Origin of the sequence: Arthrobacter sp. NyZ413 (assembly GCF_049390645.1) — a bacterium.
In the GTDB taxonomy this organism is placed as follows: domain Bacteria; phylum Actinomycetota; class Actinomycetes; order Actinomycetales; family Micrococcaceae; genus Arthrobacter.
Map to the genome: position 1 here is coordinate 4,059,125 of NZ_CP155434.1, position 13,352 is coordinate 4,072,476.

At 65.5% G+C, this 13,352-nt stretch carries 9 protein-coding genes and 1 pseudogene; 2 read left to right on the forward strand and 8 right to left on the reverse strand.

The features are described from left to right. Window positions 1-6: 6 nt before the first annotated feature. The 5 genes from ABCW42_RS18950 to ABCW42_RS18970 form a co-directional block, all read right to left on the reverse strand. Window positions 7-1,056, reverse strand: a complete 1,050-nt coding sequence (locus tag ABCW42_RS18950) for a FecCD family ABC transporter permease (protein WP_423182637.1) — start codon at window positions 1,054-1,056, stop codon at window positions 7-9. Then, window positions 1,053-2,087, reverse strand: coding sequence for a FecCD family ABC transporter permease (locus tag ABCW42_RS18955; RefSeq protein ID WP_423182638.1), 1,035 nt, complete (start codon window positions 2,085-2,087; stop codon window positions 1,053-1,055). Before ABCW42_RS18955 ends, ABCW42_RS18950 begins: the two co-directional genes overlap by 4 nt. A 70-nt stretch (window positions 2,088-2,157) precedes the next feature. Further along, complete coding sequence (locus ABCW42_RS18960) at window positions 2,158-3,225, reverse strand: iron-siderophore ABC transporter substrate-binding protein (protein ID WP_423182639.1); 1,068 nt, start codon at window positions 3,223-3,225, stop codon at window positions 2,158-2,160. Window positions 3,226-3,349: 124 nt separating this feature from the next. Continuing rightward, on the reverse strand, window positions 3,350-4,117 hold the full coding sequence (locus ABCW42_RS18965) for a TIM barrel protein (RefSeq protein ID WP_423182640.1): 768 nt from the start codon (window positions 4,115-4,117) through the stop codon (window positions 3,350-3,352). After that, complete coding sequence (locus ABCW42_RS18970) at window positions 4,114-5,211, reverse strand: Gfo/Idh/MocA family oxidoreductase (protein ID WP_423182641.1); 1,098 nt, start codon at window positions 5,209-5,211, stop codon at window positions 4,114-4,116. The genes ABCW42_RS18965 and ABCW42_RS18970 overlap by 4 nt, the downstream gene beginning before the upstream one ends. A 125-nt stretch (window positions 5,212-5,336) precedes the next feature. Between ABCW42_RS18970 and ABCW42_RS18975 the strand changes: the two genes are divergently transcribed. Together ABCW42_RS18975 and ABCW42_RS18980 are read left to right on the forward strand one after the other, a co-directional pair. Beyond that, entirely contained in the window at window positions 5,337-6,341 is a 1,005-nt protein-coding gene (locus ABCW42_RS18975; RefSeq protein ID WP_423182642.1) for a LacI family DNA-binding transcriptional regulator, read from the forward strand. Window positions 6,342-6,710: 369 nt separating this feature from the next. Further along, on the forward strand, window positions 6,711-7,205 hold the full coding sequence (locus ABCW42_RS18980) for an FBP domain-containing protein (RefSeq protein ID WP_423182643.1): 495 nt from the start codon (window positions 6,711-6,713) through the stop codon (window positions 7,203-7,205). A 24-nt stretch (window positions 7,206-7,229) separates the two neighbouring features. Here the strand turns inward: ABCW42_RS18980 and ABCW42_RS18985 are convergent, their stop codons facing one another. From ABCW42_RS18985 to ABCW42_RS18995, 3 genes and pseudogenes are all read right to left on the reverse strand, one after another. Beyond that, window positions 7,230-10,682 carry an ATP-binding protein gene (locus tag ABCW42_RS18985; RefSeq protein WP_423182644.1) on the reverse strand — a complete coding sequence of 1,151 codons (3,453 nt, stop codon included), beginning with the start codon at window positions 10,680-10,682 and terminating at the stop codon, window positions 7,230-7,232. Window positions 10,683-10,849: 167 nt separating this feature from the next. Next, a pseudogene (locus ABCW42_RS18990) lies at window positions 10,850-11,713 on the reverse strand (DUF4194 domain-containing protein); the annotation flags it as partial. Next, entirely contained in the window at window positions 11,706-13,175 is a 1,470-nt protein-coding gene (locus ABCW42_RS18995) for a DUF3375 family protein (RefSeq protein WP_423182645.1), read from the reverse strand. The gene ABCW42_RS18995 and the pseudogene ABCW42_RS18990, both read right to left, overlap by 8 nt. Between the last annotated feature and the right edge of the window lie 177 nt (window positions 13,176-13,352).

Below are 13,352 nucleotides of genomic sequence, written 5' to 3' on the forward strand. Positions count from 1 at the left end.
TTCCTTTCAATTGGACGTGACTCGGTTGGACGTGACTCGGTTTGAGGTCATAAGGAGCCACAACAGGAACGGGGCTCCGAGGGCTCCGGTGATGACACCGACCGGCAGGACCGTGCCGGCCAGGACCAGGGGTGCCACGTTGTACGCGAGGTAGTCGGACGCGAGCACAATCGCGGCGCCCGTGAACGCCGACGCCGGAAGGCTGGGACGCCCGACGATCCGGCGCGCGATCGGCCCGGCAAGAAAGGCGACGAAGGCAACCGGCCCGGCAGCCGCCGTCGCCACCGCCGCGAGCGCGACGGCAGTGATCACCAGGGCGAATCGCACCGCGTTGACCCGGATTCCCAGTCCGGCCGCGACGTCGTCGCCCAACTCCAGCATGCGAAGCGGCCTCGCGAGGAGCACCAGCGCGGGGACGAGGACGGCGAGGGAGGCCAACAGGATTCCCACTCGCTCCCAATTGGCCGGATTCAACGATCCGTTGAGCCAAATGAGGGCTTCAGAGGCGGTCCGGATATCGGCCCGCGTCATGAGGAAGTTCACCACTGCCCCCAATGCGGCGGCGATGCCCACCCCGGCGAGGACCAGCCGGTTGCCGGCCGCGTTCCCGCCACGGACGCCTGCGCCCCGGCTGCCCGTCCCCCGCGAAATGGCGTAAATGACCAGTGCGACGCCGATGGCCCCAACCAGGGCGGACGCCGAGACCGCCAGGCCCGACGCGCCGAAAACGACAATCGCGAGGACTGCCGAGGCGCTTGCCCCGTAGCTGATCCCGATCGCATCCGGGCTCGCCAGGGGGTTGCGGAGCATGGTTTGGAAGAGCCCGCCGGAGAGGCCGAATGCGATGCCGACAAGGGCCGCGAGCACCGCGCGCGGCAGCTTGTTTTCCATGACAATGAAGCTCGCACCGGGGATCTTGTCTCCGCTGGTCAATTGGGCCACGACGATCTTGAAGAAATCGGGGACGGTCACTGTGTAACTCCCGAGGAGCACCGCCACCGCGAAGAGGACACCGACGACGGCGGCAAGGAGCGCGGTCCGGTTGCGCGGGTTCATAGCGAAGCTCCCTTTCCCCTGCGCACAAGCCACACGAAGACGGGAGCGCCGACGATCGCCGTCATGATGCCCGCGGGAACCTCGCTGGGCAGCAGCACAACGCGGCCCACCACGTCCGACGCCAGCAGGAGCGCCGGCGCGAGGACCATGGAAAACGGCAGGATCCAGCGGTAGTCCGGCCCGGTGAAGAAGCGCACGGCGTGCGGCACCACGAGTCCAACGAATCCGATCGGACCAGCCAAAGCCGTGGCGGATCCGCACAGCAACACGATCCCCAGGGAAGTCACCCCGCGGGCCAAGGCGACGTTCTGGCCGAGCCCGCGGGCAGCATCGTCACCAAGGGCCAGGCCATTGAGCGTCCTGGCGCTGCCCAACACGATCAACGCACCGACTGACAGGAACGGCAACCCGGTCAGGATTACCGACCAGTCGCTGCCCGCGATTCCACCAACCTGCCAGAACCGGAAACGGTCCAGGGTGTCTTGGCTCGACACCAGGATGACGTTCATGAGGGAGTACAGGCCGGCACTTAGCGCGGCGCCCGCGAGCGCGAGCTTGACCGGCGTCGCGCCTTCGCGGCCTATCGCGGCAATCAAATAGACGACGACGGCGGCCGCCCCAGCGCCGACGAAGGCGAACCAAATGTAGCCGCTCGCCCCCGAAATCCCGAACAAGTAAATTCCGGTGACTACGGCGAGGGCGGCGCCGGCATTGACGCCCATGATTCCCGGGTCGGCGAGCGGGTTGCGGGACACCCCCTGCATGGCGGCTCCGGCGAGTCCCAGTGCCGCACCCGCCACCAGGCCGAGCACCGTGCGGGGAATACGCGTGTGCACTACGGCGTGGTTGCCGTCGTCGGGGTTGAATGTGGTGAGTGCCTGCCACACCGTTCCGAGGGACATGTCCCGGGCACCGATCGTGAGCGAGGCCGCGCATGCGACCGCAAGCACGACGACGGCAACCACCCCGGCATTCGCGCGAGTTGGCAGGAGATGCCGATTGGTTGCGCTTTTAACGGCATGATCTGCCATTTCGCGTGTGGTTCCTGAAGACCGGGGTGGGCCTGCCGTCGTCGTGCGTTTTGTCATGGTGGGTTGCCGCCTACTTGGCGGCCGCGTCGGCGCCCTTGGCCAGCTGGGGAAGGAACATGTCCATCGCCCACGGCAGGCTCAGCGGAGACGAAGCGGAAATCGCCAAGGTGAGGGTGTTGTCCGAATCGGCCACCAAGGCGCCCTTCTTGATCGCGGGGATCTGGCCCAACAGGGGGTCGGCCTTGATCTGGTCCGTGGTCTTGGAATCCGGAACCCACGTGACGAACACATCCGAGGAGAGTTCGTTGGCCTTCTCGGCTGACCATGGAACGAAGAATTCCTTGGAGCCCTTGCTGGCGTCCTCCACCACGGGCGCGAGCTTCATGCCGATTTCGGAGAGGAAGCGCGGGCGGTTGTCGTTCGCCGTGTAGACGTTGACGCCGTCGCCCTTGGCCGGTTCGAGGTTGCCGTAGATGAAGGTCTTTCCGACGAGTTGCGGGAACGCGGCTACCTTGTCCTTGATGGTGGCTTCAGTGTCCGAGACGAGCTTCGCGGCCTCGGTTTCCTTGCCCAGCGCCTTTCCGATGATGGTGGTTGCGTCTTGCCACGGTGTTCCATAGGCGAACTCGGGCTGCGCCACCACCGGCGCGATTTCGGAGAGCTTCTTGTAGTCGGCTTCGTTGAGTCCCGAGTACGCGGCGAGGATGACGTCCGGTGCGAGCTTGGCGATCTCGGTGAAGTTGATGCCGTCGGCCTCCGAGTATTGGACCGGAGCTTTGGGTGTGCCGAAGCCCGCACCCAGCTTCTCGAGCGCGGCGTCCTTCCAGGGGGTGGAGCCCTTGCCGTTGTTGCCCCAAGCGTTCTTCGGGACGCCGACGGGAACCACGCCGAGCGCCAACGCGACGTCGTCATTGACCCACGAGACGGTGACCACGCGTTGTGGTTGCGACTTGATGGTGGTCTCACCAAAGACGTTCTTGATGGTGACAGGGAATTGGCCGGCCGAAGCCGGAGTCGCGGCGCTGCTGGCGGTGGACCCGGTTGAGCAAGCGGAATGGGAAAGTACGACGGCGGCCAGGGCGGCAGTTGCTGCTCCGGCGGACTTGAGCAGTGCCCGGCGAGGGTGGAGGGAAGCCACGAGACTCCTTAGGTAAGTGATGCAAACCTAAGTAAGGCTAGCCTACCCTTCAATCAATTACGAAACATTTACATTGCGTAATTAATTCCGGCCCCCGGGCACCGGAGCAGCGAGTGGCCGCCGTCTAGCCTTCGAACGCCGCCCGGAAGGCTTTGAGTGCGTCGTCGGAGTCTCCGGAGGCGTAGGCTTCCAGGCCGACGGTGCCGGCGTAGCCGGCGTCGGCGAGGGCGCGGTGCACTGCGGCGTAGTTGATCTCCCCGGTTCCGGGTTCACAGCGGCCGGGAACGTCGGCGACCTGGATCTCGCCGATCCACGGGAGTGCCTCGCGGACGAGCTCGATGAGGTTCCCCTCGCCGATCTGGGCGTGGTAGAGGTCCAGCATGAGCCGGGCGTTGGGGTGGTCGACGGCGCGTGCCAGCGCGAGGGTGTCCTTCGCGCGGGCGAGCGGGATGCCCGGGTGGTCAAGGACCGTGTTGAGGTTTTCCAGGCAGAATGTGAGCCCGTGGCGTTCCCCGAGCTCGCCGAGGCGTTCGAGCGTACGCGCAGCCGTGAGCCACATCGTGCCGTCCGGACGCAGGTGCGGACGGGCAGCCTTGCCGTCGACAAGTTCGGCCGAGTGCACCACAAGGCGTTCGACGCCGAGCTCCAGCGCTGTGGGGATGAGGGCTTCGGCGGTGCTCACCACGAGGTCCGCGGTGTCCGGTTCCACGAGCGATCCTGCGGAGTAGCCGGTCATGGAGGAGAACCGGGCGCCGGTGGCCTTGAGCGCCGCGATGTCCTTGCTGCGGGAGTCCCAAAGTTCGACGTCGAAACCGGCCTCGTGGATACGGCTGACCCTTTCGACGAAGGGCAGGTCCGTGAAGACCATCTCGGCGCAGACGGCGAGCCTCATGCGCGGGCCTCGGCGACGGAGGCGCCGACGATGGCGGTGGTGGCGCCGGTGTGGGCCGATTCGATGCAGGCCAGGGCGATCGCGAGGGCGCGCCGCGCGTCTTCCAGTCCCGGGGTGAGGGGCACGCCGTGGTCGGGCACTGCGGTGCCCTCGCGGCGGGAGCGGACGTGCTCGGCGAAGTCTGCGAGCTCGTCGGTGTAGGCGTCGTGGAACAATTCGATGTTCAGGCGCGGGGTTTCGGCCGAAAGCCCCGCGGCACCGTAACGCACTGCTGCGGTTTCGGTGGCGCGTCCGGCTTGGACCATGCCGGCGGAACCGAAGACCTCGCCGCGCACGTCATAGCCGTAGAGCGCGGAGAAGTTGGCTTCCGCGACGGCGATGGCACCGTTCGAGTAGCGGAGCGTCACGACGGCGGTGTCCAGGAAGCCTGCGTCCTTGAAGGACGGTTCGACGAGGGCGTCGGCGGTGACGTGGACGCTCACGGGTTCGGCGCCCGGGTTGAACCAGTTGAGGGCGTCGAAATCGTGGATGAGGGTTTCAAGGAAAATCGTTCCTTGCGGGATCTTGGCGGCGTGTGGGATGCTGCCGGTGCCGGGGTCGCGGGTCAGGGAGCGCAGGAGTTGCGGCGTTCCGACAGTGCCGGCCGCGACGTCGCGGCGGGCCGCCAGGAAATCGGTGGCGTAGCGGCGGTTGAAGCCGATCTGCCAGTGCACCCCCGCTGCGGCGACGGCTTCCTCGACCCGGGCAAGCTCCTCGAGGCTCAGCGCGCCCGGCTTCTCGCAGAAGACATGCTTGCCGGCGCGGGCGGCGTCGATCGAAAGCTGTGCGTGGAAGCGGGCCGGCCCGGCGATGACGACGGCGTCGATCTCCGGATCGGCGAACAGGTCAGCGGGATCCGCGGTCACCAGGGCCACGCCGAGCTCGGCGGCGAGCTCCTCGGCTGCGGCAGTGGCAGGATCGGCGATCGCGACGAGGGCTGCGCCCGGGATGCGAAGGGCGAGGCTGCGGGCGTGGAAAGCGCCCATCCAGCCCGCTCCGATGAGGCCGATGCGCACCGGCTCGGGCCGGGCAGACGCGACGGGAAGGTAAGTCATGACGGGGTCCTCTCAAAACAAGACTAGAACGTTCTAGTGAAGATGTATTGAGTGTCGCACGACACATGCCTGATTGTCTAGAACGTTCCAGTAGAGTTGTGGGAGAGTGTCGAAGGAGGTATCTCATGGTCAAGCGCCCCACCTTGGCGGATGTCGCCGCGGAAGCGGGGGTTTCTCGTGCGCTGGTTTCGATTGTGATCCGTGGTGTTCCGGGCGCGAGCGACGCGACCCGTGAGCGGGTCCTCGCTGCCGCCGCGCAGCTTGGCTACCGCCCGGACGCGCGGGCCCGGCTGCTACGCAGTTCCCGTAGCCGGCTGCTGGGCGTTGTCTTCGACGTCGACGGCCCGTTCCACACGGAGATCCTCGAAGCCCTGTATCCGGCGGCTGCCGCCCTCGGATACGACATCACCCTCAGCGCACGGGGGCATCGCCGCTCGGAGGGCGAGGCCATCCGCTCGCTCCTGGACCTGGGAGTGGAAGCGCTGCTGGTCCTCGGCCCGGCGTCCCCCTCCGACGTGCTTGCCGCCCAGCCGGCACCCGTCGTGTCGGTGCTGGAACCGCACACCGACCCGCGCCTCTCGAGCGCCGCGACGGACGAGGCCGCCGGAATCGCATTGGCCGTCGAGCATTTGCGCGGGCTCGGGCATACCTGGATTGCCCACGTCGACGGCGGCACGGCAGCAGGTGCCGAGGCGCGGAAACTCGCCTACGAACAACTCATGGCGGACGAGGGCGTGCAGCCGCTCGTCATTCCCGGCGGACAGGGTGAAACGGACGGGATGAAAGCGGCCCGCGAATTGCTCGCCCTCCGGGCCGGGCGCCCCGCGCCCGAGCTGCCCACCGCCGTCGTGGTTTTTAACGACGACGCGGCTTTAGGGTTCCTTCACGAGCTCGACACAGCCGGGACGGCTGTTCCGGCCGAGCTCTCGGTTGTCGGGTACGACGATTCCCGGCTGGCCGCACTCGCGCACGTCCAGCTCACGAGCGTCCGGCAAGACCCGGACGCGATCGCGGCCGCCGCCGTCGAAGCCGCCGCCGCCGCTCTCGAGGGGCTACGCACCCACACCCTCGTTCCGCCGTCGCTGGTCGTGAGGTCAAGTACCGCGCCGTTGGCCGCCGTCGCCCGCTAAACCCGGCCACAGGCCGGTCTGCCCTGCCCTTGTGAGCTGGAGGCAGTTGCACAGTCCTTTGGACAGCGGGCGCGGCTTTTGCGAAGATGACAGAACCGGCTGGTTCGAATAGCACCGGAGTCGAAATAGCAAGGAACGAGAGGATGAGCATGCGCCCTATACAAAACGGCGATGCCATGGTTGGCGAGGTGGCCGCTTTGGCCTGCTTTGCAGCTCCCCTCGCGTCGGCCATCCTTTTCCGCAGTTCGGACTCTTAACCCGCACTGCCCCACGCAAGAGGCACATCAAGGGGTTCCTTTGTTGTGCCCGGATCGCCAGACGCCCGCGTAGATCCCTTCGCCAGCTCCAACGATTCGAAAGAACTTCGCCGTGCAGAAAATTACCGCCCAACAAATCCGTTCGTCCTTCATCAACGCGAGCCGCTCAGAGGCTGCCAAGCTCAACCTCCCCAAGGACTTTGATGCCCTCGACTGGGAAAACCTCGAGTTCCTCGGCTGGCGCGACGAAAAGATGCCATTGCGGGGCTATCTTGTGGTTCCACACGACGGCGCCCTCACGGGAATCATGCTGCGCGCACCCGAAGGAGGCTCGGGCAAGAAGCGGTCAGTCTTGTGCGAGCTTTGCCGCGACGTGTTTTCCAAAGATGACGTCTATCTCTGGGTAGCCAAGCGCGCCGGCCAATCGGGTCGCGACGGCAACACGGTGGGGACACTGATCTGCGCGGATTTCGGCTGCTGCACCAACGTGCGCAAAGAGCCTCCGGTCAATGACATCAATCCGGACCCGGCCGCCGTCGTGATCCGCCAAGTCGCCGGACTACAGTCCCGGACGGCCCAATTCCTCCTGAGGGTCCAAGGGAAGTAGGCGCCTGCGGCGGCTGCCCAGAAGCTAGCGGAGGACGATGTCCACCGGGTTGGCTTCGGACCGCCATTCGCCGGGCACACCGGGACCGCCAATGACGGGTGCGGTGAGCACGCCGGAGCGGTTGGTTCGTTTGTCGCGCAGGATTTCGGTGACCGAGCCAAGGTGCCGGGACAAGTCGATCACGTTTTCCGGTGCCGCCAAAAGCAATTGGAAGCCGAATTCGTGCAGTGCCTTGATGCCCGCGCCGGCGAACTCTTCCGACGCCAGGACAAATGCCTCATCCATCATCACGGTCCCGTAACTCGTGAAACCTTGTTCCGCGATGCCCAGCTGGTAGCTCAGCGCCGCGGCCATGATGAACGCGGTGAAGCGCTGCCGCTCGCCACCGGACATCGAGCCGGTGTCGGCGTGCATGTAGACCTCGGTCTTGGTTCCGCCGCGGGGACCCTGGATGGAGCGGTGCTCCTTGCACTGGATGAACAGGTGGCCCCGCACGTCCAGGACCTCCGCACGCCAGCGCCGGTCCTCCGGCGTTTGCGATCCGAGCCTCTTGACCAGGGTTTCGAGCGACTTGTAGCGGTTGGTGAGTTCGACGTCGTCGTCCCCTTCGCCTGTCGAAGCCGCGCCGGCCGCCCGGGATGGCCGCGTGTGGCGCGCCTTCAAGGCGTTATGGATGGCGTCCTTGAACTGTTTCGCCGTGGCGGGAAGTGTCTGCTTGATGTCGAGTTCCAGGAAACTGCCCTCATGGAAATTGACCTCGGACAAGATCCCGTTGAGCGGCAGGATGCGGCTGGTAATGGCGCGTCGTTCCTCGTCCAGCAAGTGCAACAGCGTGCTGAATGATTCGTGCGTGCGCTGGTTGAAGAATTGCCGGAATTCGGCTTCCTGGGCCGGCAGCCCCTCGCTCACGATCTGGTGGTAGCGCGATTCGAACTCGCCCGCGGCGCCGATCGACGTGCCGTGGTCTGCTGAGATCGCCGTTCCCCATTCGCGGACGAAACCTTCGAAAACGCGCGTCAACCGTTCGGCCAGCGCCTGCCCGCGGGATTCGGCGGCGTGCAACTCCGCGAAGAGCTTGCTCCGGACCTCGGCTGCGAGGCTGTCGAGTTCGTGCAGTTCCGATACTTCACCGAATGCGCTGAAGTACGGTTCGAGCGCGGTGACGGTAGCGTCCGACGGCGGCGCCTGGTCCAGGCGGGTGCGCGCGGCATCGAGGAGCGCGTCAGCCGTGGTCATCTGCTGGTCGAGCGTCTTGTATTCGCTCTGCAGAACGGCCGCCGATCCTGTGGAGGACTGGTGCTTTTCGCGAACGGCCTCGATGTTCGCCCGCAAAGGTTCAAGGTCCGCTTGCGCTGCCAAGGCGTCCTTGAGGCGCTGCTCGATCTTCGCGAGTTCGTCCGCGGCCACCGCGGCGGAAACCTGGTCCCAACCGCGCTCGTCTTCGGCGATGCGGCGAAGCGCCTCAAGTTGGCGCGTCATGCCCTGGTGCGAGTCTTCGCGGCTCTGTGCCAGCTGGGCGGCCTTCTCCAGCTCGTTTTCGAGTTCGCCGACCTTCGCCGCGACGAGTTCCAGCTTGAAGGCATTGTCGAAACCGAGGACATAGTCCTGGCGGCTCGTGAAGCGGTCGTCCTTCTCCACCGTGTGCCTGTTGCGCTTGACGACGCCACCCAGGCTCAAACCCTTGTCCAGCTTCGCGAGCTCGTCCGGATCCTCGACGCACGGATAGGCGAAATCGAGGGCGATCCGCTCACGGATCCACTCCCCCGCATCGGCGTTGATCCCGGCGGTGAGGATGTTCAACTTCGTCAGCAAATCGCCGTCGGACACGTCCTCCACAGCGAGGGCGCCGCCCGCGAGCGGCTTCGACACGTCGATCGCCCGCAGCGCTCCGCGCACAGTGTTGTCGTTCAGGTAGCGCGTGACGGCAGCGAAGTGCTCTCCGGGGACGAGCAGGGTGGTGGCGAGGTTCCGCAGCGCCCGCTCGGCGGCGGGCCGCCACTGCTCCTCCCCCTCGGCGAGGTCGATCAACTCGCCGCCGAAAGGCATGCGCTCTTCCGGAACGCCCGTGGCGGCCGCGATCGCGGCCCGGTTTTCAATGCTCGACGGCGGCAGGAGGGACTTGCGCGTCCGCAACGAGACGAGCTCCTGCTGGGCTGCGGCGAGCTCGCGCTTCTTGGTGGCGTGGGCATCGAATGCCTCGAAGCGAAGTTCCCTCAGTGCTTCAGAGTCGTCCTTGAGCTCGTCCGAGCGGTTCGCGGCTTGTTCGTGGGCTTGCTCCCAACCTTCCGCCGTCCACTCAAGGGTGAGTCCGGCGTCGAGCAATGCTTGGCGCGCAGCTTCCTCGACTTGCTGGCGGAGTTTGAGTCCCACCCGCGCGTTGTCGAGCGATTGCTCGATCGCCGAGATGGCGTTGCCGCCCTGGTTGTTGTAATCCGATTCAAGTTGGCGCAATTCCTTGGCCAAGGCGTCCCGGACTGCGCGCTCGGCACCCAGTTCCTTGGCCTTTTGCTGCGCAAGTTCCTTGAAACGGGTCAAGGTCTTGGCATGCACCGTCACGGAAAGCTGTTGCTTGTAGGCGTCGAATTCCTCGCCGCTGAGCTCGCGGAGCCGGTTCGCCTCGAGCAAGGACTGGGCATACTCCTTGTTCATCGCGGGCACCGGAGCGAGCTGGTCGCGCTGCTGGCGGACGTCCTCGAGCCGCTGCCTGATGGACATCAGGTTGCTGAACTCCTCCACAACATCATCTGCTGCGGCCAACGTCGCGGGGGCATCCAACACTTGGTCGCGGAAAAACGTGTTGACGCTCCCACCAAGTCCCTTGCCCGCCTGGATCACCCGGAGGAGCGGGAGCGCCTGGTCCGAGTTGATGCCCAGGAGCCGGCGGAACCGTTCCGCGAACGCCTTGTGGACATCGAACACCTGGGCGTCCGGGAAAATCGTTTCCAACGCCCCCTTGGTGAAGCGCTTCTCGGCGATGCCCTCGATCGCGCCCAGATCCAAGGGCTTGTTGTCGATCAGGTAGAAACGGCCGACGCTGGACTCCGTGCCGTTCTTGGGAAGGTCGAACAGGGCCGAAATCGTCACCTTGGTGCCGGCGGCGTTGTCGAACGTGAGCGCGACGGCGGACCACGTGGCACCCGGGCGCTGGAAGGCACTCGCCGATCCTTCACCCACGGCTTTGTCGCCGACTTTTCCACGCATGTACGTGAACGTGGTCCTCTTGTCCTCCACAGCCCCGCCCGCCCGCTGGGCCGCGGCTTCGTTGGAGCGCGGCCTCGCATCGAACACCCGGAGCATGGCATCGAACAAGGTCGACTTGCCCACGCCCGAGTTACCCGTCAGCAGCGTCCCGTTACGATCCACATGCATCGTGTGGGCTCCGTGGAACGTACCCCAGTTCACAACTTGGACCAAGACCAGGCGCATCTGGCCGGGATTGGTGAGTTCGCCGATAGGCAACATGGTTGCGATGGTCACTTGGCTGCCTCCGTCTCGGTTGCGTTCTTCGTGGTTGCGTCAGTTGTGGTCGCCTTTGCCTCCGCAGCCGATGCCGCCCCCGCCCCTTCGCCGGACGGCACCGCTGCAAGCAGCAGGCCGTCCGGCTCCGATAGGCCCGATGCCACTCCCTGGGCGGCATCGGCTGCTGCGGCGGGGGTGTCGTCGCCAAACGCGTCATCCACGTCGGAGGCAGCGTCGTCGGAGTTGGCGTCGCCGTCGTCGTCTGTTTCTGTTAGTTCGATGAGGGGTTCCGTGCCCGATTCGTCGCTTGCGACGGCCACGAGCGCCTCGATCTGGGCGGGGATGTCTCCGATGTTCTCGAACGGGAGAGCGAGCGGAAGCGCCCTGGAAATGGCGAAAGTGTCCTCGATCCCCGTGGCGAGGAGCAGTTGGCGGGCAAGGAGCTTGGTGACCGTGCGGTTGACGACGTCGGCATCGCGCAAGGCATCTTGTTGGCCGGACGGCTGGTAGTGCGCCACGAGTTCGGCGATTTCCTCGCGGGTGATCACCGGATCCGTCTGGGCCGTGACGTGGCGGTCCAGGAGAAGCCGCAAACGGAGCAGCACGATGGTCTCCACCCTGCTCAAGGAGCGCTGCTGACGCAGGATGCTCGAGCGGGCACTGCCGCCGATCGCCTCCGGATCGACGGGCCGCAACACCGCGATCTTCCGTTCGTGGTCCAGCTGCAGGTTCAGGAACAGCTCGGAAAGCCGGCTGCGGAGGATGACCTGGTTGTCCAGGAGCGTGGTCCAGAGTTTCTCGTCGCGGCCGCCGTCGACATACGGGCCCTTAAGGAGCCTCACGAGGGCTTGCCGGACCTTCATGGGGAGCACACCCGTGTCGCCAGGGAAGAGCGCCGCGCCGTCGACGAACGTGTCGCGGGGCGTGACGCGGAACGGATCACTGTGGACATGCGCATTGTTGGACGCCTCAGCGTGGACATATTCCGTTATGTCCACTCCTTCCTCCGAAGAAGGAGCATGCTCCGTGGGGTGGGGGGCGTCAGTCATCGGAATCCTTAGCATCACTTGAAGGCAACGTCACAAGAGGCAGGTACGCGGTGCGGGAACTGCCATCGATTTGTTCGAAGTCGAGGTCCTCCCAGGCGGCGCGGTCGAACGCCGCTCCGCTGTGCAGCGCCTCGGACAGGAGGGCGCGGACGGTATTGATGTGCCGTTCCTCCTCGGGCAGGTTCGCCCAGGCTCCCGCCAAAGTGGCCGCACCCGCCATGGCCGAGCGCACGACGTCGGGCTTTGCTTTCGCGGAGCGCAGCGAACGAACGCGGTCCGAATCGCTGAACGCGATGGGATCGGCCAATTTGGGCGGCGCCGCAAACTCGTCCGGGTCGAAAAGCTTGACCATGGCCAGCGATTCGAATCCCGCATTGAAAAGCACCGGACCCCGCACAAGGCCGGGCCTGTCGCGTTCGTAAGGCATGGACCGGATGGCTTGTTCGGCTTCGCGCAGGACCTGCCGGAGCCTGACCGACTGGCGGATGTCGTCGCTTTGGATGTAGTTGTTGAGGCTTTCGGACAACTTGCCGTAGATGCGCTGGATCTGGCTATGTTGCGCTCGAAGTTCCGCCACGAGGTTCTTGAGCGTTTCCCTGTCCTCTTGGCTGAGTTCATCGGCGAACTGGCGGCTCAACACGTCGCCGATCGCCGAGCGGAAGCGCAATTGCTGCTGCGGATCCTCGAGGAACGCCGCGAATGACCGGAAGGTACGGCCTTCCGGGCTTTGGCGCAGGCGCTTGTCAGCGTCCAGGACTTGAGCCATGGTGGCGCCCTTGCTGAGTGATTCTTCGATGATCTGGTTGCGCAGTTCGCCCACCAGTTCCTCGATGCGGTCACGCATCTTCTTGTAATCGGCAGGCAAGCTCGCGGCGAGGTCGAGGATGTTCCCCGCGGCTTCGACGGCTTCCTCATCGTCAAGCAGGCCGTCGAAATCGCCGGACGTGATGTCCTCGATCAATTGTTGGCGTTCCTGGATTTCGTCTTCGAGCGATTCGAGGCGGGCGCTTTGGTCCGGGTTGGTCTCGTTGGCGAGCTTTTCGACGTCGCCCAGCAGCGTTCCGAGCCGGGAACCGTTGAGGGTGGAGCGTTCGCTGGAGAGGCTGTCCAGGAAGGCCAGCACGCGCGCGGCCGCCTCGGTGATTTCGTAGACGATCTGGCCGGACTGGCTGCGGCGGGTCAGGAATTGCTTGCGGGTCCACTCGTCCGCGAAAGCCTTGCCGCTTGCCTGCCCGCCAAGCGAAGGATCCTGCTTCCGGAGCTGCTCAAGGAAAGCGTCGACGTCGGCATGGAACTCTTCGAGCGGAAGCTGCGGTTTCGTCCGGGTAAAGGACGCTTGCAGCACCGCGATGACCCACGGCGCCGATCGAGTGAGCGCCCAGGCCGGGCCTTTGGTCAGGAGTTCGAGATCCCTGAGGCGTGCGTTAATGGCATCGGCGGAGGACATCGCTGAGCGGGACACTTACTCTCCTTCAGCTGCCGCAGAAATTTCTTGGCAGCGGAAATCCCGAAAACTGCCCCGTACAAGGTTAACGCAGGGCGCACCGCAACCCTTCCGTGACCTACCTGCGGGTATGGTTTCGATCCCATATCAACGGCCGCCATGCCCGTGTTGCGGGTGGTTGAAGCGGCGACGCCG